Annotated in this window: 10 protein-coding genes, 1 tRNA gene and 1 pseudogene; 4 read left to right on the forward strand and 8 right to left on the reverse strand. The window is 50.6% G+C overall.

Annotated features, from left to right (window positions below; genetic code table 11):
- Positions 1–38: 38 nt before the first annotated feature.
- Together MJ770_RS12845 and MJ770_RS12850 are read left to right on the forward strand one after the other, a co-directional pair.
- A pseudogene (locus tag MJ770_RS12845) lies at positions 39–608 on the forward strand (helix-turn-helix domain-containing protein); the annotation flags it as partial.
- Positions 609–1,231: 623 nt separating this feature from the next.
- Entirely contained in the window at positions 1,232–2,269 is a 1,038-nt protein-coding gene (locus MJ770_RS12850) for an IS5 family transposase (protein WP_239255101.1), read from the forward strand.
- A gap of 314 nt (positions 2,270–2,583) precedes the next feature.
- Here MJ770_RS12850 and MJ770_RS12855 read toward each other — a convergent pair.
- Positions 2,584–2,671: transfer RNA gene (locus MJ770_RS12855), tRNA-Ser, on the reverse strand.
- Positions 2,672–2,898: 227 nt separating this feature from the next.
- Here MJ770_RS12855 and MJ770_RS12860 point away from each other — a divergent pair.
- Complete coding sequence (locus MJ770_RS12860) at positions 2,899–3,582, forward strand: Bax inhibitor-1/YccA family protein (RefSeq protein ID WP_239255103.1); 684 nt, start codon at positions 2,899–2,901, stop codon at positions 3,580–3,582.
- Between the two features lie 232 nt (positions 3,583–3,814).
- Here the strand turns inward: MJ770_RS12860 and MJ770_RS12865 are convergent, their stop codons facing one another.
- Positions 3,815–6,010 carry an InlB B-repeat-containing protein gene (locus MJ770_RS12865; RefSeq protein ID WP_239255043.1) on the reverse strand — a complete coding sequence of 732 codons (2,196 nt, stop codon included), beginning with the start codon at positions 6,008–6,010 and terminating at the stop codon, positions 3,815–3,817.
- A gap of 909 nt (positions 6,011–6,919) precedes the next feature.
- Here MJ770_RS12865 and MJ770_RS12870 point away from each other — a divergent pair.
- Positions 6,920–8,989 (forward strand): TonB-dependent receptor family protein, encoded by a 2,070-nt coding sequence (locus tag MJ770_RS12870; protein WP_239255046.1) that lies wholly within the window; start codon positions 6,920–6,922, stop codon positions 8,987–8,989.
- A gap of 512 nt (positions 8,990–9,501) precedes the next feature.
- Here the strand turns inward: MJ770_RS12870 and MJ770_RS12875 are convergent.
- The 6 genes from MJ770_RS12875 to treS form a co-directional block, all read right to left on the reverse strand.
- Positions 9,502–14,640: a malto-oligosyltrehalose synthase gene (locus MJ770_RS12875; protein ID WP_239255047.1), complete on the reverse strand. Its 5,139-nt coding sequence runs from the start codon at positions 14,638–14,640 to the stop codon at positions 9,502–9,504.
- A complete protein-coding gene (treZ, locus tag MJ770_RS12880) occupies positions 14,637–16,472 on the reverse strand; it encodes a malto-oligosyltrehalose trehalohydrolase (RefSeq protein ID WP_239255105.1) in 1,836 nt (611 codons plus the stop codon). Before treZ ends, MJ770_RS12875 begins: the two co-directional genes overlap by 4 nt.
- Complete coding sequence (glgX, locus tag MJ770_RS12885; RefSeq protein WP_239255048.1) at positions 16,469–18,622, reverse strand: glycogen debranching protein GlgX; 2,154 nt, start codon at positions 18,620–18,622, stop codon at positions 16,469–16,471. Before glgX ends, treZ begins: the two co-directional genes overlap by 4 nt.
- Positions 18,623–18,632: 10 nt before the next feature.
- Positions 18,633–19,856 (reverse strand): glucose-1-phosphate adenylyltransferase, encoded by a 1,224-nt coding sequence (locus MJ770_RS12890; RefSeq protein WP_239255049.1) that lies wholly within the window; start codon positions 19,854–19,856, stop codon positions 18,633–18,635.
- A 164-nt stretch (positions 19,857–20,020) separates the two neighbouring features.
- A complete protein-coding gene (locus tag MJ770_RS12895; RefSeq protein ID WP_239255050.1) occupies positions 20,021–20,704 on the reverse strand; it encodes a mechanosensitive ion channel family protein in 684 nt (227 codons plus the stop codon).
- Between the two features lie 20 nt (positions 20,705–20,724).
- Positions 20,725–24,072, reverse strand: coding sequence for a maltose alpha-D-glucosyltransferase (gene treS / locus MJ770_RS12900; RefSeq protein WP_239255056.1), 3,348 nt, complete (start codon positions 24,070–24,072; stop codon positions 20,725–20,727).
- Between the last annotated feature and the right edge of the window lie 8 nt (positions 24,073–24,080).

Below are 24,080 nucleotides of genomic sequence, written 5' to 3' on the forward strand. Positions count from 1 at the left end.
GTGATTCATAGACATCCTTTCAATATAATGGGGGTGTTATGGACAGAGAAATTCAACAGCGACTGCATTGGGTTGAACTGTATTCCCAGTGCAAGGATGCCGGACTGGTGTGCAGGCGCTGTGGCATCTCACTCCCTACTTTGCGTAAATGGTGGTGCCGATATCAGGAAGCAGGTTTAGCTGGATTACAGAGCCTTAGTCAGCGGCCACATCATTTGCCAGCAACTAAGGTTGGGGAAGTAGAGGAGGCACTAATTCTAGATCTCAGAAGATTGAGAAATCTTGGTGCCAGACGAATTCAGAGCGAACTATTACGGCAAAACAATTTGTCGTTGGGTTTGGCTACCATCCATAAGATTTTGCAGAGAAACCAAGTTGCGCCGATTGTCATATGCCGCCGAAAAAAAGACTATACTCGATACGAAAAGTCTACTCCTGGTGATCGAGTGCAGCTGGACACATGCAAGATTGCTCCGGGCTTAATTCAGTACACATCTGTAGATGATTGCACTAAATATAGGGTGTTGCGGCTCTACAATCGCCGTACCGCTTCTAACACACTTGATTTCAAGGATGTCTATGAATCACACAAACAATTTATAATCCGCTCATTCTAAAAATAGAGTTACCTGTAAATCAAGCAATTATTGACAAAAATTTAGTTGTATTAATTTGCTTCTGAACCGCTACACAACCGTTTTGTTCCATCGTAACGTGCGTCTTAATTCGTTGTGCCAAACTGGGGTTCTCGACAACTCTGTTAAATGTCGCTTTCACGTATGCAAGGCGTATGCACCAAAGTGGATTTCTGAAAAACCATAAATTGTGACTCACCGCACAGACTCCCTCCATTACATTCGACTATCTTACAATTGTTCTCAGCCTTTTGATTGATAGTGCAAATATTTCTGTTAATTTATATTTGTGCTGATAGTCTCCCCTGACAGCAAGAGGTTGAGGGCTTTGATTATCCCCCTTTTCCGCTCTCTTTCCGCCAGACTGAGAGCGATTTTTTTGGCTCAAACAAAACGCTTGGCTCCCTCACCGTTTAAAATTTCCTGATTAATTATGCGCCTCAGTTGAGAAAATATTTTACTCAGTGGCTCATATGGTGAGCTACTGAGTGGCCAATAACAGGCACATTTACCTAAAGGGCACCTCGAAAAATCTCTTTTTCATGAAGCTCTTGCGATACAATTCACCTATCTGAACTCGAGTCCTACCAATGCTGATGAAACGCCGTAGCGCGATCAAGAAAGACCTGTTTGCCGCCGACCAGAGGCGGGAGAAGTTAGACCGTCTGGGCGATCCGCTCCTGGCATTTGAAGAGCATATCGATTTTATTGCGCTAGCAAAAGAAGTGGATCGGCTAGCGCCTAGGCCGAAGAGCTTGCAAGGTGGTCGTCCACCGTTCCCTACCGAGACGATGGTGCGCATTCTGTTTCTGAAGCGGTGCAACAACCTCTCGGATGAACAGATGGAGTATCAACTGCTTGATCGGATGAGCTACCAGCGTTTCTGCGGACTGACTGATTCGGCGAGCATTCCGGATCGCACCACCGTCTGGACTTTCGAAAACAGAATTGGCGAATTGGGTGCCCAGGCTTTATTCGATGGTATGGAGCAACAACTGCTCAAGCAAGGTTACATCGCCCGCGGTGGCCAGATCATCGACGCTACCCTGGTTCCGGCTCCGAAGCAGCATTTCACCCGAGACGACAAGGAACAGCTTAAGGAAGGCGCCATGCCTGTAGACTGGAAGCCGGCTAAGCGCCGCCAGAAAGACCTGGACGCCACTTGGATCAAGAAGCATGGCAAAAGCCATCATGGCTACAAGCTGTCAGTGAACGTAGACCGACGCTACAAGGTGATCCGCAAGATCGAGACCGACACAGCAAGCACCCATGACAGCCAACACTTTGACGCCGTACTGGACTCGGCCAACACCTGCCGGGAAGTCTATGCCGATAAAGGCTATCCGAGTGCTGCGCGGGAAGCGCAGTTGAAAGAGGCGGGATACCGCAACCACATCCAGCGCAAGGGTGCGCGCAACCATCCCCTTTCGGCTCGGCAGGAAAAGCGGAACAAGCGCATTGCTAAAATACGTGCCCGAGTCGAGCACATCTTTGCCGGCATTGAACAGATGGGCGGCAAACTGATTCGCACTATCGGTCAGGCACGGGCGAATTTTGCCATGACCATGATGGCGGCCAGCTACAACCTCAAGCGTCTGGTTTATCTTAAGCGGGCTGGAATTAAGGCCTTCTGACTTTCGCAATAGTCCGAATTGCTTAAAAAAATAGCGATTCCAGGTAAAGAATGGAGTGGAACTGCGCAAACAATATGCAATCCATCGAAGAACCTGAACCGGGTTTGCTCGCGTTCATAAAGTTTGGGCCGGAAGCTTTGAAAGCTATGGTTTTTAGAGGTGCCCATTATATATGGTGGCATAAGCGTAAATTATGCCACCAGGTAAAGCAGGCTTGAATGAGATCGTTTGCTACAGTGTGGACGTTAAAACCCGCTAAAGCTTTAGCCTATGCGGGTTAGTGAGATTATTTGCTACTGAATAAAACCGTGTCTTGGCGGAAGCTGTGAGATTCGAACTCACGGAAGGTTTCCCTTCGGCAGTTTTCAAGACTGCTGGTTTAAACCACTCACCCAAGCTTCCAAATTTGAATACGGATCGTGTAACAGCATAACGAATCAGATCGTGTAGAAGTTACGTAAATCCAAAGTCCGTATATGATACCCGAAATCACATACTAATTTAAAGTCACTTTTAACTATTACGCATTAATTTAACTATTACGCATTAATTTTATACAATCATTGCAACTTTTCCCTTGCTTCGATACTCTTACGGGTGTTGTTAATAAACCTTATGGAGAAATTATGATGCAATACCAAACCATTTCGCAACCAGGCGCGTTAGGGCTGGAACAGAATAAGGTTCTACGCAATACCTACATGATGCTGGCTCTAACAATGGTTCCCACTGTTATAGGTGCATTGATTGGCCTATCTTCTAACTTTTCGTTCATGGCACAGAGTCCCATCATGGCTCCGTTACTTATGTTCGCAGTGATGATGGGAATGCTATTTGCAGTTTCTGCGTTGCGGAACAGTGTGTGGGGCATAGCAATGTTGCTTGGCTTCACTTTCGTTGCGGGTATTTTCCTTGGGCCAATTTTGCAACATGCACTTAATCTGAGCAATGGGGCCCAACTGGTTGGTATGGCTGCTGGCGGAACCGGACTAATTTTCTTTAGCTTGGCGACCATTGCTACTGTCACGAAAAGAGATTTCAGCTTTATGGGGAAATTTTTGTTCATAGGCTTGATTCTCCTGATAGTTGCTTCACTGGCCAATTTGTTTTTTGCAATTCCTGCTTTATCGCTGACCATCTCAGCTATTGCAGTGCTGCTTTTCTCGGCTTACATTCTTTATGACGTCAGCCGAATCATAAATGGCGGTGAGACTAACTATGTAATGGCAACCATGTCGTTGTATTTGAGTATTTATAATATTTTCATTCACCTGCTTAGTTTGCTGATGGCATTTAGTGGTGATCGTGACTAATTCCGAAAGAGCTTAACTTTCGAAGGCGGCGAAAGCCGCCTTTTTTAGGCTGTGTCACAACTTTATGTTGAAACTGGTAATTCTTCTGAAGTCTTGATAAAACAAGCTGTTGGCGTGTTTAAGGCTGCAACGCTGAAATTCAGTATTGTTCTGCCAGAAGCAGAGAGGATAATGGGACACTTATAGCCACGGGTACTTTAAGGTATCGACTGATGTTACGGTCGGGTAGGGTTTACTGCGGTGCGCACATTACCACGCCTTCATTGGTCCAACCACGTGTCACAACCTCCTGAATTGCTGCCAAACTGCTGGCGATCCGGTGGTTACTATCGATGCCCCTACTAAATCCGTTGTTATAGGCCCGATATACTGGTGAAGTGTTGGCGGGGCATGTGCCATTCATGGGAACAATCGTCAGGAAGTCAAGACTCTCGAAATTCCAGCGTTTTTGTGTTGCAGGTGTTGTAATTTGTAATTGTTTAAGCTGGGCGCATTCATCTGCGCTAGCTGTGTAGAAATGGGAGTTTGGCCCAGGCAACATGCTTCCGTAGAATCGGCAAACAGGCAATTCCCCTCCAGACCTGAACGTAATACCAGTGCGCTGCCAGCGACCGACTGCTCCGCTGTCAACAAAAGCCTGTTCGCCGGCATCGGCGGTAATGAAATAATGATCCAGGTCGAGATTGTAATATTCGACGACCGTACCAGGGGCGACAATGGTGGAGAAAATCGCTGTCACATTTCGAGGCGCATTCATTGCAACTGAACAGGTATCATTGGTGCCATTGCATGCTCCGCTCCAACCGGAAAAAATCGAACCTGAAGCAGGCGTAGCTGTAAGTGTAACATTAGCTCCGTGGGTAAAAGGTGCGTTACAGCTTGTACCGCAATTAATTCCATCAGGAGACGATATTACTGTACCTTTGCCGTTACTGAACTTGCTGACAGATAGTAAGTAGGTCGGACCAACATTCAGCCATTGGTGAAGTGCATCGTTATATACGACATCAAAGCGGCCATATTCATCTGATCCACTTCCAAAGCAGCTTGGGTCTCCCCCCCTCAACTGCCCAATTAAATAATGGGTATTGCCAATTATCTCGAATAGTCCGGCGCCACTACTGCCACCTTCTGTAATCCCGGAAGTATAGGCAATATCCAGATATTTTCCATTGACTTTGTTTGCGAATGAGCATCCAAAAGTGCCCGTGTTTGGATTTGTGGCAGTGCAGTCCTGAAAAGATATAAACCTTCCGAAACTTATTTTCTGCAAATCGCCATCCGGATGATGGATGCCTGCCACATAAGCTAGCAGTTCAGGTGCATTCGGGGACCATCCTGCATATAACGCCCCGACAGGTGGAAGTTTGCTCAACTGCATAAATGAAGTGTCGGTTGCCGGATTGCTATAGAGCAATGTTGCTCCGCCGGTGCGTGTTTGAAATTCTGGATTAAGCGTGCCGCTGTTGCAAGCCGTAGAGTGATAAAACCAGAAAGTTTGTAGTGTTGAAGCTACCGTCTGATTGGTTATGCAGTGATTGGCGCTAAGAAAATAAGGCGTGCCACTTGACGCTGCGTCATTAAGTAGTGTTCCAGTGCACAGAAAACTACTGCCAGACTTGACGAAGGTTATTTTTGCTGTGGCTCTACTTTCAGGGCTCCATTCGCTGTGGCACGAGACATCGATTTCACAGCTTTCCTTTTCTCCAATTTTGGAAACTTTATCTCCCCGCGCAGCTTGAAGGAGGGTGTCAAAAAAAAAATGAGAGACGCTGGGAATTGCGATTTCAAGTTTATCTGGGCTGGTACCTAACGGTAATTCGATTTCCAAGGTCACTTCTTCTCCCTCGACATGGGGCGACCAGTAGGTGCGGGCTGCGTCACTATTGTCGCCAGCATCCAAATTGCGCTGGATGGTCTCCAGGATTTCTCTGCCAACAATTTCGTAAGCATTTTCTGCCCCCTGAGAATAGAAGCGGAAGGTGGCTTCCGATGGCAAGCGATGCACCAGCATACCCACGCGGATTCCCATTGCCTGTGGTGAGGTAATACTTATCGCTGCAATTTTTCCGCCCTGGAGCGTGTTCTGCCACTTTAGTCTGGATGTTGTATCGGTGATATTTCCTAATTGAGGCACGTTGCGGCCGGAGCCGATTTTGCGGGGTGTACTTGTGCGTGAATCGAAATCAGTTTCGGATGATTTGTTCTCTTTAGAGATGGCGCCAATCGAGATTGAATACGGTGGGGGGGAGGGGTTGGTTTTACGGGGTTTTACGGGCGAAGTGCTGCTATCAGAGGATGCAGGCAGAGTGTAGGGTTCTACGCGGCCAGAATGGGGTTCAAACGGTTGAGCGAGAGATGGGGTGGAAATGAACGTTATTAACATCCATAAAATAACTACAACATTGGGATTTCGGTTGCTTGGCATGGTTAATTTTCTTTTTTGAATCAATTGATTTTACAACATACTACACCGAAATCGCTTGTCAATAATGGATATATGTGTGTTTATGCAGTCAGTTTTTATGTGACTGGCGATTAATGCAGCGGTGATAAATAATTCAGCCGAACTATTTAGCTTTGTGTTTGGCATCGGCACTAAATTTTTTGCTGAATATCCGAAGGACTCTCCGTTTTATGAGGAGCCGCTCTCTGTTTTAAGCTAATCCAACATCAATAATTCCATTTTGAAATTTATCTTTACAAATCATGCTAATCACCTTATCTGCGACAATTTGTCACATTCCATCAGTTTAAACATTAAGTTAACATCGCGCCTCAACATTATTGTGAGCGGGTGAAGTTGAGATTGAATGACAGTTGTCCTGCTGGAAAAAACGATTTATATCATAAAAATATAGCGAATCTGGATAAATACCACTCAGCTTCGCTAGCTGCTAATCGATGCAGTTCATCAAGAGTACTTCTACACCTGCACTAAAAATTCTGGAATATCTTGGGCTAGCCAATCAGGTGGCGAAATTACTGATACTAATTTTGATACTGGACTAAGTGCGGCATTCATTTGTCAAATCGATATCTCAGCAATTGAAGCAACTAGTATAAAGGCACCACTAGATATTGAATTTCTATGCAAAACAAGGCGCGAATAAAAAATGTTAGCGCGTCATATAGTTGATATGTAAGTGATTAACTTTTTTAGAGTAACGGAATATTGTGACGAAACGGGGTAGGCAGGCAAGCCACAAAGCGGCTGCTCACAAAATTGGATTTTTAGAGGTGCCCAATAATTATTCTGAAGGGTTTGCGCGAATGTGCAATGTATAAATCAGTGATACGAAATAGGTTTTGCTAGCAGAATTCAGAGGAACAATATATGAAATATGTATACAAGTCACAGTATTTATTAATCTTGTTTGTATTACCCTGCCTCGCATACGCAGACCACATAGTAAAAGATTTTGAGACGACATTACCTACAGTTACTGTGACAGGTACTCGTGATGAGCTAGGTGCATCATTGACTCAGCCAGATATAAAACGAGCCACTAATGAAATTAATCAAACCGCTGGCGGTGTGACTATTGTTGACGCCGAAAAGGTTCGTGAAGGTCGAGTATCAAATTTTGCCGATACTTTAGGACTTGCCACTGGTGTCTTTGCTCAGTCTCGATTTGGAGCTGAGGAATCACGCTTATCTATACGAGGATCAGGTCTGCAGCGTACATTTCATGGCCGTGGTATCAAGCTGATGCAAGATGGTATCCCAGTCAATCAAGCTGATGGCAGTTTTGATTTTCAGGCAATCGAACCGCTGGCCACTCGCTATATTGAAGTTTACCGCGGTGCCAATGCACTTCGTTATGGTGCGACTAACCTAGGCGGAGCAATCAATTTTGTTTCGCCTACAGGTTACGATGCACCAAAATTTGAATCGCGTGCAGAGATTGGCAGCTTTGACTATAAACGATTTGGCGTTGCCACAGGTGGTGTTGTTGGTGACCTGGATTATTTCATCAATGCAAGTACATTTAGCCAAGATGGTTACAGAGATTTTGCTAAACAAAATGCAAAACGGGCAAATGCAAACATTGGCTACAGATTTAACCCCGACCTAGAAACCCGCTTTTATCTTGGTTATGCGAATAGTGACTCTGATTTGCCAGGTAATCTGACTAAAGCTCAGCTGAAGCTTGATCCAAGTCGAGCTTTTCTGAGTCCTGCCACCCTGCAACAAAAGCGTGATATTGAGTTGTTGCGACTGGCCAACAAAACTACCTTGCGCATGGGTAAAACCCGCCTGGAAATTGGCGCTTTCTACTCTGAAAAAAACCTTTTTCACCCTATTTTTCAAGTGCTGGATCAGGATAATCATGATTATGGTCTAGAAGTACGTCTGGTAAATGATAGTCAGCTATTCGGTTATAAGAATGAATTCGTGCTTGGTTTTACTCCTACCCGGGGTGTCACCCAGGAAGATCGTTGGGTAAACGATAAAGGCAATCGGGGTGACCGTACCAACAAATCTGATCAGATTGCTACCAATATGAGCCTATATGCTGAGAATCGCTTATTTATATTGTCCAAACTCGCCCTTATTACCGGCGTGCAATATACCAAGTCGAAGCGTGAATTTATTGACAAATTTTTCGACACGCCAGCAAAGAATGAAAGTTTCAATGCAAACTATATACAAACCAGCCCTAAAATTGGTCTCTTGTATAACCATCTTCCTAATGTGCAATATTATGCGAATCTATCGCGCAGTTTCGAGCCCCCTTCATTTGGCGAGCTGGCGGGCGGTTTACAACCTAACATTGTTAAAGCTCAAAGTGGTACTACTTTTGAAATTGGCACGCGCGGTAATAGCAAAAATATTGATTGGGACATCTCCGCCTATCATGCACGATTGAGCAATGAGTTATTGCAGATTGCCGTTTTTACGGGTGGTAATAATCCAGTTCCAGCGGCGCAAACTACCAATGCTTCTCGAACAATACACGCTGGCCTTGAAATGGGACTGACAGCACGCTTACCTTTCAATCTGGAATGGCGTCAAAATCTGTTGATCAACGAATTTCGCTTTGATGATGATCGCACCTTTGGCAATCGCCGCCTTCCAGGTATACCCAGGACCTTGCTGCGAGGTGAGTTGAAATACCGTACAGGTGGTTTTTATATCGGCCCTACCATTGAATCTTCACCATACCGGTACGCGGTTGATTTTGCAGAGACTCTTTACGCAGACGGCTATACTATTTTCGGCTTGAAGATGGGCCAGAAAATCAATGCGCAACTTTCTTGGTTTCTGGAAGGGCGTAACCTTGCTGATCGTAAATATTCTGCTACCACCAGCGTGGTACTCAATCAAGGTGGTGCTGATGGCGCACTTTTTCTGCCAGGTGATGGCCGTTCAGCCTATACCGGTGTGCAATGGCGATTTTAATATTGCGTATGGACACCTCTAAAAATTTAATATCTAGAGAAGATAAGGTACGATTAAAAGAATTGAGCGCAGCATGTCGTTGATATGTAATTGATAATATTTTTAGAATAACGCAGTATTGTGATGTAACGGGGTAAGCAGGCAAGATGCGAAGCGGCTGTTCGCAAAATTGGATTTTCAGATGTACCCACAAGCTATTATGCTGAGGTTGGTTGTCAACAATGAGTATGAATGGCACTGAGGCTGACAGTCAATTTTCGTATTGCTTGCTTTTACATGCCGCAATCGATCAATAGTTCGGCTGAGCCTACATGCGAATCAATTATTTTCGACTTACCGCTAGTGAGTGAGAAGTCTGTTTGTACAAAATCGACTATCAGTTTAGCTCACCTCATAAAGCCATATCCCCTCTACCGGCGAATAAAGAGGAGAAGCTTCAAGTGAAAATCAGGGAAAGCGTGAGCGCAGCGTATGCTTCGAACATCACTACATCATCCCGGATTGACGACCAATCATTCGATCGCGTCAGAGGCCAGCAATACCACTGGGAAACAGGTCAGCAATTGTCCCAGTGGCAATTGGCTGGCTGCCGCATGGCGTTCGCCGGTGAAAACGTTATGCCATCCGAGGTCAGACAATTCACCGGGCAGTTCTAATACGGCGTCGCCCCATACATCGAATCCCAATGGCAGAAGATTGCGATCGTCCAGCAGGCGGACCGGCAGACGCGGCACGAGAACGATCAGGGTTTGATCTCCGTGGCGCCGCGCGAAGGCGCAAGTATGAATAGCAAGTTTGCTTCGCACCGTCAAGGGTAGGTATTCGCCGTCACGAAATACTTCGGGCCAGCGCGCACGCAGTGCCAGACTCTGCCACAGTGTATAAAGCTTGATGCGGCCATCCCTCATGTCTGCCAGTAACGGTTGCAAACGCTTTGGCCACTGTTCCGGTGGTGCGTCAGTCAGCGCCCGCATTTCCGCAAGCATTGCGTGTCGCTGAGTAAAGTCTATCGGTCGACGGTTATCCGGGTCGACCAGATTGAACTGCCACAATTCGCAACCCTGGTAGATGTCGGGCACACCCGGCGAGGTGACCTTGATCAGCATTTGTGCGAGTGCGTTGATCAGGCCATAGTGAGCGATGTTTTGTACCAGTGGTATAAAGTCAGCCAAGAACATATTTTTCTCGCCTGACGCCAGCAAGGTATGTACAAAATCACTCATCGCGCTTTCGTAGTCGGTATTAACCTGAACCCAACTACTGTGTTCTTTGCCTTCGCGTAGCGCTTTGATCATGTAGGCGTCGATACGCGTTCGGTAGTCGGCCAGTCCTGCCTCATCAGGCAAGATCAGCGGCCAAGTGCCGATCAGGGTCTGGTAAAGAAGATATTCGTCGTTGCGGGAAGGTGCCTCGACTCCATCAATCAGACGCTTGCGGCCGCGGTTCATGCGGTTCCAACGCTTGAGCATCAACTTCCACGCCGCCGGCATCTCAGAGAGCACGTTAATTCGGGCGCGCACGTCCTCTGAGCGTTTGCTGTCGTGGGTGGAGGTAGTCAGCATGTTGTGCGGCCAGCTGATTGCGCGGACACGCGTCGCGGCGTGAAAGGCAGCCACTGAAATGCCGAAGCGACGTGGCTCGCCGCCAACGTCGTTGAGCGAAGTCAGGCGGTAGTAGCGATAAAAGGCAGTGTCTTCGACGCCTTTTGCCATCACCGGTGAAGAGACTTGCTGAAACTTCATGGCGAAAGCCAGCAACGGCTCGCGGAACGCAGCACAACGGCCGCAACCGATATCGGTGGTCAGCACGCTTTCGAGAAAATCGTAGATACCGGTATCGGCATCCGGGCTGCGCTTCTTGGCTACCGCCACCGCCCAGGAGATATGGCTACGGTCGTCGGCAGACAGCCCGCCGTGGGCGACGTAGCTACGATAGACAGGGAAGCAGGCTACTACTTCTACCAGCGCCTCGCGAAGCCCGTTGAGGGTGAAGTCGAAGGTGTCCCGGCTGGCAGCGGCAATGCGCGCCAAACGGTTGGCGAGGACGTTGAACTCGCTCGACAGGGCGGTGCGCATGATTAGTTTCTTTGCGTCGTAGGCCAATTTTTCGAAATCGCTGTCGATGCCGCTGAAGTCTCGGTAGGTGCGCGTCATACGCCGCTCGGCGGAACTATCGACAAATAGATTGTTGACCAGGTTGGCGAAGCGGTAGCCAGTAGCGCCATGGATTGGCCAGTCGTCCGGCAAACGTTCGTGGTCTGCGAGGATCTTCTCGATCACCAAATATAGCGGTAACGGCTCGCCCAACGTGTAGAATTTCCCACCAACGGCTTGCTGCAGGTGACGAAAGTACTCGCCCGGATCGTAGAGCCCATCAGGATGGTCAATACGCAACCCATCAATTTTACCCTGAGCGACTAGTTCTAGAATGAAACGGTGGGTTGCGTTAAATACCGTTGGGTCTTCCATGCGTAGCGCGGCTAGGTCGTTGATATCGAAAAAGCGCCGGTAGTTAATTTCATCGGAAGCGACGCGCCAGTAGGCAGGACGGTAGCCCTGCATCTGGATCAGTGCGTGCATCAAGTCGAAGCTGGCAGGATGGTTGGGACTGCCATTGAATTCTGCCAGATTGTCGGCGATATGGTGGGCGATATCGGCACAGGCTTCACTCAGTACGGCGAGGTGGCGTTTATGCACCTCTTTGTCGCGCTGCCGCTCGGCCATACATGTCGGGTCTGTGTTGGTGCGCGCCGGCAAGTGGCCAAAAGCAGTAAGCAGAGCCTGCAGTTCCCCGTAGCGCTCGTGGCTTTCCCCGAGAGCAGTTGCCAGGCGTTCGCTGCGATGCCCAATAATTTGTGGATAGGTCGCTGGGTCCACCGGTAGTCGATGCTGGTAATAGTAGAAGCTGAGTTCGCCATGCACTGCGTCGTAATCCAGGCGCAACTCTCCACGGTTGAGCACGGCACCATAGTGGTCGCCCAGTAAAGGCAGCAGCACTTTGCCCTTGAGGTCCGGATTGAGCGGCTCCCAGTCGATATCAAAAAATGCGCCCCAAGCCGAGGCGGGACCGTTCTCCAGAACGTCTAGCCACCAGCCATTGTCTGAGCCCATGACACCCATGTGATTTGGGACGACGTCAACTATCTGGCCCAAATTATTTCCTTGGAGTGCGGCAACAAAATCCTCATATTCCTGTGGTGTGCCGATTTCCGGATTGAGGGCGGTATGGTCGACGATATCGTAGCCATGGTTACTTCCAGGTCTCGCCATCAAGTAGGGTGAGGCGTAGCAATGGCTTATCCCCAGCTCGGCGAGATAAGATGCCAATCCTGTCGCTTGAGAAAAAGTGAAGTCGCGGTTGAATTGCAGCCTGTAAGTAGCGCGCGGTATAACTGCAGTATGGGAAGGTGGGAGGATTTCTTCATGGGGTGTCACCGCGCTGCCCCGTTCTTTAAGCAGGACCTCTCCGACAGCGGTGAAGCGCCCGTCCTCCAGCCAATCTTCCAGGTCGAGGGGCAGTCGCCGTCTCCAGTTAGCATGTTGATCGTCAAGACTGCCCGGCAAGTTAGATTGCTCGGTGATGTCAAGGATATCCTCGGGCTGTACCACCAGTACCTGTGCCTGTGTTCTCGCCAGATAGGCGTGGATAGCCACCATCAAAGTTGGTGTTATTTCGGGAGTGGCATTTGGATGGACGCTCATACCTGGTGGCAGCAGTCCTTCGCGCTCCAGAGCAATCAGAATGCGGGCGAGGTCCTGCGCGCGTTCTACCACCAACTTGTCATGCTGGTCGTCCGAGGAAAAAAGTTGCAGGGAACTACGGGTGTCGAGGTCGCTACCTTTCCAGAAGCCGCTAATGGTTGGCAAATCATGAGTGCTGACAGACACCAGGGCTTGACGCGAATATTCTGCTGGTGGCTTGAATCCGCCGTTTTCATTACGTTCAAACAGGAATGGTCGATACGATAGCACGCCGATTTTGTTGAGTCTGGGGCGGAAGCCATCGGGAACGGTGCCAAGATCCTCGCCTATGACCAAACAGCGGTTACGCTGGCTTTCCAGCGCGATTATGCCGAGAAGATCGTCCAGAGGATAGGCAACGTAGGCACCCTGGGACGGCGACATACCGACAGGTACCCAGAACAGGCGCATAAATTGCATAACGTGGTCGATGCGCAGTGCGCCGCAGTGGCGCATGTTGGCGCGCAACACTGCGACGAACGGCGCATAGGCCGCCTCCCGCATGCGATGCGGCACCAAGGGCAGCAATCCCCAGTTTTGGCCAATACGATTGTAGTCGTCGGGTGGCGCGCCAACATAGGCACCGATGGCGAAGGCATCCTGCCAGGCCCATACTTCCGACCCACCCGGATTAACACCCACTGCTAGATCTTGATAGAGGCCTATGCCCAACCCACGGCGACTCGATTGCCGGCCAACGGCGCCAAGCTGTTCATCGGCGAGCCATTGCAGCCAAACAAAGAATTCGATGGCGTCAGCATTCTCGGATGCGAAAGCTGCCACTGCTGGGGCATGCGGATGGCGGTATTCCTCAGGCCAGGCCGGCCAGCCCCAGACAGTTGGATTTTTGCGCCGAAAGTGTTGCTGCAAGGCTTCAAAACGTGCGTGGAGTTCTAGCTCTTCGCCCTTTTTTTCGCGAAAGTAGTGAAAAGCACGTGCTCGGTCACTGTTGTTAGCAAGGTGGTGATTTCGGAAGTGGCGGTAAACTATATTCAGTACCTCATGCTTGGCCGCAGACACTTCGTCGTAAGCAACAAGTTCACTTGCGCGTAGTCGCCGCAGTCGGCCCTGGAAGAGTTCAGAGGCAACCAGATTTCGCGCTGCATCGCACTCGGTAAACTCTGGAATTGCTTCTACGTCCAAATACAGAACATTAATGAAGTAGCGGCTGGAAGGGCTGTAAGGACTAATACGTGCAGGGTCGTCTGGAAATAGGGCATGCAGGGGGTTAACTCCGATTATTCCCCCTCCGGCTTCCGCCGAAAGATCAACCAGGGTACGCAGATCGCCAAAATCTCCTATGCCCCAGTTGCGACGCGAGCGCAGGCCATAGAGCTGAACAGTCGGCCCCCAGACGCGGTTTTCTCCTTGCACCGCTTCAGGTTGGTAGCAGTTTGGCGGTGTGATGATGAGCGTCATCGACGCTAGATCTTGACCTTCGCATCCCGGTTGATCGACTTCGAAACGATAGTAGCCCGGCGTTACCAGTAGCGGCAGATTAAGTTCACCGCGCAGAAAATTTTCGTTGCCCACGCGTTGCTCACCTAGTCGTGGCAGTTCGGTTGGCAGAAATTCGGCTGTGGTTGACGCGCCGTCTTCCGGTGTCAGTATCCAGCGATGTTGGCAGCCAGCCCTGGTTAAAGGTAATGAGAGTGGCACAGCTGGGGTCGAATCAGCTTGTAACACCATGACGGGCGGCAGAGGCCGACGCCATTCCTGTTCATCCAAGTTGTTCAACAGGACAGATGGATCCGCGTCAGCTGGGAAGTGCATAGCGGCCATCAGGGCGTGGAGCGTGTGCTCTGTGGTTGCATGGCGCGTGCCCCAGATATCGTCGTATTCAGCGGCGATCCCACAGTGTGCGGCAAGTTGCATCAGCGCATCCGAGGTGTTTGAGGTGAAACGTGTCATGAATGGTCTCCTGATTGTAGACTCCAAGCCACTGACCAGGGCGGCATTTGTCCGGCTTTGGTCATGACGTTATCGAGGTTGCTTGTAGCGAAGATTAACGATCCGACGGTAGGTGCCATTTCGACTACGTCCTCACCAAAATTGGCGGCCAGCGTAAGCAGGCTCCCGTCACCTAGACGCCAGCGCAGGTTCAGAGCGCGCATAGATAACTGGTTCATTTTCGGATCGCCGTTGCCCATTCCGGCCAAGCGCGGAGTGATCCACTGCCGACGCAGTGAGAGCAAAGCCCTGTGGAGTTCGAGCACGGCTAGGTGAGGCGCGTTATCGATGGCGGCCCAGTCGAGTACGCAGGCGTTAAAAGTAGCCTCAGCATTCGGATCAGGAATGCGCTCGCGCGCAGCAGGATCGGAAAACCGGGCGAAACGAGAGAATTCCCGCCGCCGTCCTTCGGTAACGGCTTGGGCCAGTTCGGGGCCGAAATCGCAAAAGAACAGGAAGGGCTGAGTGGTGGCAAATTCCTCGCCCATGAACAGCAGAGGCGGTTGCGGTGAAAGCAGCAGGATGGCCGTTACAGCTTCCATCACTACAGGGGAGGCGAGATGACTCAGGCGCTCGCCGAAGGCACGATTTCCGATCTGGTCGTGGTTCTGAAGAAAATTGATAAAAGCAGCAGGCGGCAGGTGACCACTCGGTTCGCCTCGCAATTTGCCGTGCGCGAAGGCCGAAGCTTCGCCCTGATAGGCGAAACCCTCGGTGAGGCAGCGACCGAGTAGTCGTGTCGGTTCGGCAGCATAGTCAGAATAATAGCCATCACTTTCACTCGTGGCGAGTACATGGAATACATGATGAATGTCATCGTTCCATTGGGCTGTGGCATGGCGTATTACATCGGTATCTTCGCGGCCCAGGTAGCGGGCCTGGTTATGCTCGTTTTCAAGCACCATGTGTACGTGGCGGTCACTTCCTCTGACTGACATGAAAGCTTCGGCGATTTCCTCGATAATATCCGGTGAACTGTCGTCGCAGATAGCGTGAATGGCATCCAGACGCAGACCGTCGAGATGAAATTCTTCCAGCCAGTACAGGACATTGTGGACAAAGAAATCACGCACCGCTCGATTATTTTCTCCGTCAAAGTTGATCGCCGCGCCCCACGGGGTGGTATGGCGCGGATTAAAGAAATCCGGGGCATAGGCGTGCAGGTAGTTACCCTCAGGGCCGAAGTGATTGTAGACCACGTCCAGCAACACCATCAGCCCACGTTTGTGAGCGGCGTCGACGAGACGCTTGAAGTCTTCTGGCCGACCATAGGCGGCATCGGGCGCAAAAGGGAGCACGCCATCGTAGCCCCAGTTACGGTGACCAGGAAAATCTGACACCGGCATAATCTCTAGCGCGGTCACGCCCAGCTCGGCAAGATAGTCGAGCCGTTCGATTACGCCATAGAAACTGCCAGCCGGAGTGAAGCTGCCGACATGCAGCTCGTAGATCACTGCCTCTTCCCAGGGGCGGCCGCGCCAGTCACCATCGGACCACTCGAAAGCGGCCGGATTGATAACTTCAGAGGGGCCATGAATGTCCTCTGGGTTGTAGCGCGAAGCCGGATCGGGTACCAGCAATCCATCAGGTAGTCGAAAGCTATAACGGCTGCCAATATTTGCTGTGGGTACGGTCAATTCGAACCATCCGGAGTCTGTTGCTACCATAGGAAGTTCCTGCACCTCGTCGAGCTGCAGCACGATAGCCGCGACACCAGGTGCCCAGAGGCGGAAACGCACGCCACCGGCGTCAGTCAGATTGGCGCCGAAAGGCATGATGTGACGACGTTTCATGATCGATTCCGCTGGATCAAGAGAGCGAGTGAGCGGCCTTCGAGGGGATAGCTCTCGCCGTTCCGAAATTGGTCGCCAGGTTCCATACCTCCGGCAAGGTGGGTATCTAGAATGCACTGCCACTCGCGGTTTTCATTTAATACAGGTAGAACAAAAGGTATTGCATCGTGGTAACTGTTGAAGAGCAGAATGAAATTATCGTCGTGGATGGCTTGGCCATGCATGTCATTTTCTTGTATGGCATCTCCACCCAGATAAACACCTAGACAGCGTGCGAAGTCGTGTGTCCACTCTGTTTCGCTCATCTCGTGACCATCGGGCTTGAACCAGTGGATGTCCTTGACGCCCGAGCCGTGGATGTCGCGTCCCTGGAAAAAGTTGCGACGACGAAATACCGGGTGTTCTCGCCGTAATGCGATGATGCGCTGCACGAAGGCGAGGAACTCCTTGTCGGCGTCGGAAATGTCCCAGTTTACCCAGCTGATTTCGTTGTCCTGACAGTAGGCATTGTTATTTCCTTGCTGGGTGCGACCCATTTCGTCACCGGCCACCAGCATTGGCACGCCCTGGGAGAAAAACAGGGTTGCCAGCAGATTGCGTTTCTGCTTCGCGCGCAGGGCATTAATGGCTGCATCCTCGGTCGGACCTTCAACGCCACAGTTCCAGGAATAGTTGTTGTTGGTACCGTCACGGCTTTCTTCGCCGTTGGCCTCGTTGTGCTTGTCGTTGTAGCTCACCAGATCGTGCAGGTTGAAACCGTCGTGAGCGCAGATAAAGTTTATGCTGGCGCAGGGTTTGCGCCCGCTATGATCGTAGAAATCGCTGGAGCCGGTTAGGCGTTGCGCAAAATTCCCGATCAGACCGCCGTCACCTTTCCAGTAAGAGCGCATGGTGTCACGATATTGGTCGTTCCACTCGCCCCAGCCCGTCGGAAAGTTACCTACCTGATAGCCGCCTTCGCCCAAATCCCAAGGCTCGGCGATGAGTTTAACCTGGGAAAGTATCGGATCCTGAAGCAGGATATCAAAGAAGGCGCCGAGGCGGTTGACGTCGTGTAGTTCGCGTGCCAGTGCTGAGGCCAGATCGAAACGGAAGCCATCGACGTGCATCTCCAGTACCCAGTAACGCAGCGAATCCATGATGAGCTGAAGCACACGTGGCTGTTGCAGGTTGAGCGTGTTGCCGCAGCCCGTGTAATCCATGTAGTAACGTTTATTTTCGGCGGACAGTCGATAGTAGGATGCATTGTCAACACCCCTGAATGAGGTTGTTGACCCAAAATGGTTGCCTTCTGCAGTGTGGTTGTAGACTACGTCAAGGATGACCTCGATACCATTCGAGTGAAAGGTTTTGACCATGGATTTGAACTCATCCACAACTCCGTCGGGACTGGAGGTGTAGCGACGATCGGGAGCAAAATAACCGATCGAATTATATCCCCAGTAGTTGGAAAGGTTCCGCTCCAGAAGATGACGGTCGTCAAGAAAGGCGTGTATCGGCATCAGCTCTACCGAAGTAATACCTAGACGCTTGAGATGGTCGATTACTGGTTGCGTTGCCAAGCCTGCATAGGTGCCGCGCAAGGACGGCGGGACATCTGGGTGGTTTTTTGTGAAACCGCGCACGTGCAGTTCGTACACGACCATATCAGGCCACAGAATATTCGGTGCCTTGTCGTCTTCCCAAGTAAAAGCTGAATCGATAACGCGACACTTTGGCATGTGGCTAGCGTTGTCGCGGCGATCAAAGGACAAATCTTCTTGGCGGTGCCCGACCTTGTAACCGAAGTGGGTATCATTCCATCGGAATGTGCCGACGATGTCCTTGGCGTAGGGCTCAAGCAGAAGCTTGTTGGGATTGAAACGGTGCCCACGCTCCGGGTCATAAGGACCGTGAATGCGATAGCCGTAGAGTTGGCCGGGTCGAACTCCTGGTAGATAACAATGCCAAATAAGGTCGGTTCGTTCGCGTAGTTCAATACGCTGGATCTCATGTCGCCCGCTTGTGTCGAACAGACAAAGCTCTACTTTTTCTGCGTTTTCTGAAAAAATGGAAAAATTGACACCCTCACCATCCCAAGTAGTGCCGCGCGGATAGGGGGTACCAGGCCAGACGGAAGTGGCGGGTAAATCCTTTATTGGTGAACTCATAATATGTATCCTAAATTTCGTAATTGGTAACGTTAGGCACTTCCCGCCCCTTGGGTATTACAACCACACCACTCTCGCTGACGGTATAGCGGGCGCGGTCCAAAGCTGCATCGAAGCCGATCTGGCAGTTTCCGGCGATTTCATTGTAGCGGTCAACTATAACGCGCTTGAGGCGCGCGCCACGACGAATGATAGTGTAATCCAAGATTATGCAATCCTCGATTTCAACATCCTCTTCTATAATCACTTCGCGGCGCAGTATGGAGTTGTGGACTTTTCCGCCCTTCACCATAGAGCCGGCACCTATGGCGATATTCTTAATATCACCGGAGATAATACGAGGCGCCGGTCCCTGGTAATTGCTGGAATTGATGAACCACTGCGGATTGAATAAGTTAAAACGTGGTTTTGCGCTCAGTATGTCGAAGTGTGCGGCATAGTAGGCGTCAATTGTGCCGACGTCGCGCCAGTAGGCCTGTTCTTCGTAGCTAGATGTGCCAGGGATGATGTTGTCGGCGAAGTTGTAGGCAAGCACCCGGTGGCTATGAATCAGGCGAGGCAGAATATTGCCGCCAAAATCGTGTTCGCCAAGTTCATGCGCTTCACGCAATGCTTCCAGCAGGACATCGGTGTTAAATAAATAATTTCCCATGGATCCGTAGGCGCGGCTCGGGTCAGAGGGGATGGAGGGTGGGTTTGTCGGTTTTTCCAGGAATTTTATGATTCGGCCTTCAGCATCTGCTTCAATGATGCCGAAGGCCGAAGCTTCACTCAGCGGTACAGGAATCGCTGCCACTGACACGTGTGCTGAATGCTGACGGTGAAAATCGACCATTTGCCGCACATCCATGCGATAAATGTGGTCTGCACCAAACACCGCAACCATATCAGGTGCGTGGCGTTGGATTAAATTTATGTTCTGGAATACAGCGTCTGACGTACCCTGAAACCAATCCTGTCCCTCGCGCATCTGTGGTGGCACGATGGTGACAAACTGTCCTGGGAAAGCATTAACATGTGCCCATGACTTGTTCACGTGCTCGATCAGCGACTGGCATTTGTACTGTACCATCATGTAGATACTGCGTATCTCGGAATTTATCATGTTGCTGAGGACGAAATCAGCAATGCGGTAGCGACTGCCGAATGGCACCGCCGGCTTGGATCTTTCCGCCGTGAGTGGATTCAGACGGGAACCCTGGCCACCGGCCAGTACAATAGCGAGTACTTTCATAATTTCTCTCCTTGTTGGTAGTCTGGTTTTTTTAAGCAGGCAGAATAGTGGGATGGGCAGCCAGTCGCGTCGATCATGAAAAGGGCAGCGCAGTTGTTATTCATGGTCTTGCTGACAGTGCTCTCTGGTTAAAGAAGTTTGTCTCTGCATTTTGATGCTTGAACTCATGGGGTGTCGTCGCTACGGTCTAGGGGAAACCAACGATTAAGTAACGCTGCCGCATGATTGCGTGCGCCAAGGCCGAAAGCCAGCGCTCCAGCAAATACAATACCAGCCAGGATGACCAGAAAAGCTTGTTGGATCATACCACCGCTGATATCCAAATGATCGATCGCCAACAAAATAACAAAAGTCAGAACAGCGTAGCGCGCAATGCGCCCCAGAAGGTCGCCGTCGTTGATGTCGGCGCCACGACAATAGCTCTGAACAGCCATGCCGATAAAGCGCGTAAAGTAGCTACCGAAAATTATAATCAGTAATGCCACCAGTATTTTAGGTATGAACAACAGCAACTTGCCGAGCAGGTCAGTAACCAGCAAAAGTCCAAGACTGTTGAAGGCGATAATCAGGGACACCAGTATCGCGGTCGCAAATGCAATCCAGCCGACCATCTCGGTCGTGTCTTTTTCTGTGCCACTTTGTTGTAGAAAGCCGTCGATTCCGGCGCGCTCAGTTAAAACGCAGAAGTTGAGCGCACGCAGTGCCTTAACGATGCTATAACGAAAAGCTTTGGCGACGAGCCAGCCAACGGCAAGAACGCCCAGTGCGATCGCCAGACGAGGCATAAAAGCACCAATTTGATTCAATAGCGCGCGAACAGGTTCCAGCAAAACGTTAATGTTATTCATAGTAGCTTTTCTCCTTTGGTTTATCCGGAGACGCCGGCCAGTCCGGCAATTCCCGCTAACGGGACACCGATCCAGTCGGGTCGATTGTCCATTTCGTAACGTAATTCGTACAATGCCTTCTCAAGCTCAAAAAGGTCAATAAGCCATACTGCTGCTTCAAAATCTGCGACACTGGCATACAGACCGCCCGCCACTGCTACCTGCCCGTAAGTTTGCAGAAACCCTTTGCGCATGCTTTGTTCCCATTGCCGTGCAACTGGTGTAAAGCGATCAAATTCGGACGGAACAATGACGAATTGGTGCAATGCGGCATGGCGTGCGTAATCAAACGAACGCAGCATACCCGCGACGTCACGCAATGCACTGTGCTTGGAGCGACGCTCTGCCAGCGTCCGCTGCGGCTCGCCTTCGAAATCAATGATCAGAAAATCATCTTCGCAAATCAGCACCTGCCCGAGATGCAGGTCGCCATGCAGGCGCGTCTTCTCACCAACAGGTTTAGCGAGCGAATCCTGGTTAATGCGGGCAATGAGTGCGGGAGCTGCCGCAGTAACTCGTTGTGCCAATTCTTTCAGTGGTTTTTCCCAAGCTTCGCTACGTTGAGATAGCAACTCGAGCGTGTGGCGGCACTCATCCTCCACGGCAGCGACCCAGCTCTTGAGGTCGACTGACTGTACAGGTTCGGGGTCAAAAGCCGGGTCTCCCGTGCGGCGAGCCAGTGCAATGTGAAGTTCGGCGATGCGATGCGCCAGCATTTGCATGCGCTCGACCATCGGGTTGACCTCATCGTGTATCTTTACTTCATTATTTGTATTGCAGAATGACTCCAGCAGGCGGGTAAGTTGGTCAACTGTATGACTCCACGCATCACCCTGATTCATCACTTGGGCTTGTAATAACGCCAATGTATAGACTGCGCCGTCCATAGAATGAAAATCAATACTGCCAGCGACTGGCACGCAGTGCTCAAAGCCGACGACATCGGTCAGGAATCGCCCCATCTCCAACTCTGGGCTGATACCGCTATGCAGGCGCCGATAAGCCTTGAGAAACAATTTATCGCCGAGCAGGCTAACCGAGTTGCTGCTCGCGGTCAGGCGCTGCAGTGGTGTCGCGTCCTGTAATGTGTCGCCAACGATCTTCGTGAACGAATTGGTGGGCGAAAATTTCAGTTTGCCGCTCTCACCCTTCAGTTCGCGTTTTGCGCCGATAGCATCGACCATTGCACGGCAGAATGCTTCGTCTGCCATTGCATCGGCCAGCATCCCGGTAGTGGCCTGTTGACGCACCTTGGCGATGGCCGACGACGCAAGAATTCGTGGATATTGGTCGTCAGATACATCAAACTCCAAGGCCAGAGGCACGAAATAGCGCGTTGGATTGGTTGCTCCGTGGATGTCAATCAATGCCAGCAGCCATTGTGTATTGCCCACTTGAAGTATGGCGTGTTCGGCGATGGCAGCCCTTACCAGCAGCTCTGATTTTGCTGCGTACCAACGTTGACGCAACAGGAAGCGCGGCAGTATTTCACACTCAAACTGATTTTTTGTTTTTTCAGCCATGTTGATGCGCCAGGGCACGACACGGTTACGAAAGAAACTGTTCCATCCATCAAATAGTACTAGCACAGCCAGGTCATCCACTGGCGTGCGATCGAGATGCCAAGCCGGCGGATCGGCATCAGTCGACAGCCGAAACCAGAAGAACCCATAGGCCATCAAGGTCAAGAAATAGGGGTCTTTGCAGATGGGAGGGAATGCGCTTCGGCCCATCATTTCGACCGGTACGCGTCCCTCGTAAGCGCAGAGATCCAACTCTACCGATTGAGCGACACGGCTAAGGTTAGTGACGCAAAGGATTACCTCGTCCTCATACTCACGCATATAGGCCAGAATCTTGCGATTGCCGGGATGCATCATAGTCACGGTACCGCGCCCAAAAGCTTTGCTGGTGTTTCTAATCGCCAGCAATTGCCGCATCCAGGACAGCAATGATGAGGGTTCACGCGATTGCGACTCTACATTGACAGCTTCAAATCCATAGATAGGATCCTGTATTGGAGGCAGGTATAAACGTTGTAGATCAGCACGCGAAAAACCGCCATTGCGATCGCTGCTCCACTGCATCGGGGTGCGTACGCCATCTCGGTCACCGAGAAAAATGTTGTCACCCATGCCAATCTCGTCACCGTAATACAATACCGGAGTGCCCAGCATGGAAAGAAGCAAGCTTTTCATAAGCTTAATGCGGTCAGGATTATTTTCGAGCAACGGTGCGAGGCGACGGCGAATGCCGATATTGATACGCGCGCGTGACTCTGCGGCATACATGCTGTACATGTAGTCACGTTCCTTGTTGGTCACCATTTCCAGCGTCAGCTCGTCGTGATTACGCAGAAAGACTGCCCACTGGCAGTTCTCCGGAATATCCGGTGTCTGGGCGAGAATCTCTACTACCGGATGGCGTTCTTCCTGGGCGATGGCCATATACAAGCGTGGCATCAAGGGAAAATGGTATGCCATCTGGCATTCGTCACCGTCACCAAAATATTCGCGAACGTCTTCGGGCCACATGTTAGCCTCGGCCAGCAATAAGCGACCTGGATATTTAGCTTCCAGGCGGCGGCGGATCTCCTTAATGACATCGTGAGTTTCACGAAGATTTTCATTGCTGGTGCCATCGCGCTCGACCAGATAGGGGATCGCGTCGAGACGGAAACCATCCACACCCATTTCCAGCCAGAATTCCATGGCGTTCATTACCGATTGAAGCACTTCCGGGTTATCAAAATTCAGATCGGGTTGGTGGCTGAAAAAGCGGTGCCAGAAATATTGCTGTGCGACATCGTCCCAGGTCCAGTTGGATTTCTCTGTATCTGTAAAAATGATACGAGTACCCGCGTATTTACCAGGATCGTCGCTCCAGACGTAGAAATTGCGTTCGGGCGAATCCCTAGGTGCGTTGCGCGCAGCTTGAAACCATGGGTGTTGGTCGGAGGTGTGGTTGACTACTAGTTCGGTAATGACACGCAGATCGCGGCGATGCGCTTCAATGACAAAAGCGCGGAAGTCGTCCAGCGTGCCATAAGAAGGATGCACGTTTTCATAATCGGATACGTCATAACCGTCGTCGCGTAGCGGCGAAGGATAAAACGGCAACAGCCAGATTGTGTTTACGCCGAGCGACTGGACGTAGTCGAGTCGCTCGGTCAGGCCTCTGAAATCGCCTATACCATCCCCGTTACCATCCGCGTATGCTTTAATGTGCAGTTCATAGATGACCGCATCTTTGTACCAGAGCGGATCGTTTCCCCAATTCAACTCCACCGGGGATGTGGCACTAATATTCTTGTTGTCGATTTTATGCATAATGTCCG

Source organism: Candidatus Nitrotoga sp. M5, from assembly GCF_927904885.1.
In the GTDB taxonomy this organism is placed as follows: Bacteria; Pseudomonadota; Gammaproteobacteria; order Burkholderiales; family Gallionellaceae; genus Nitrotoga.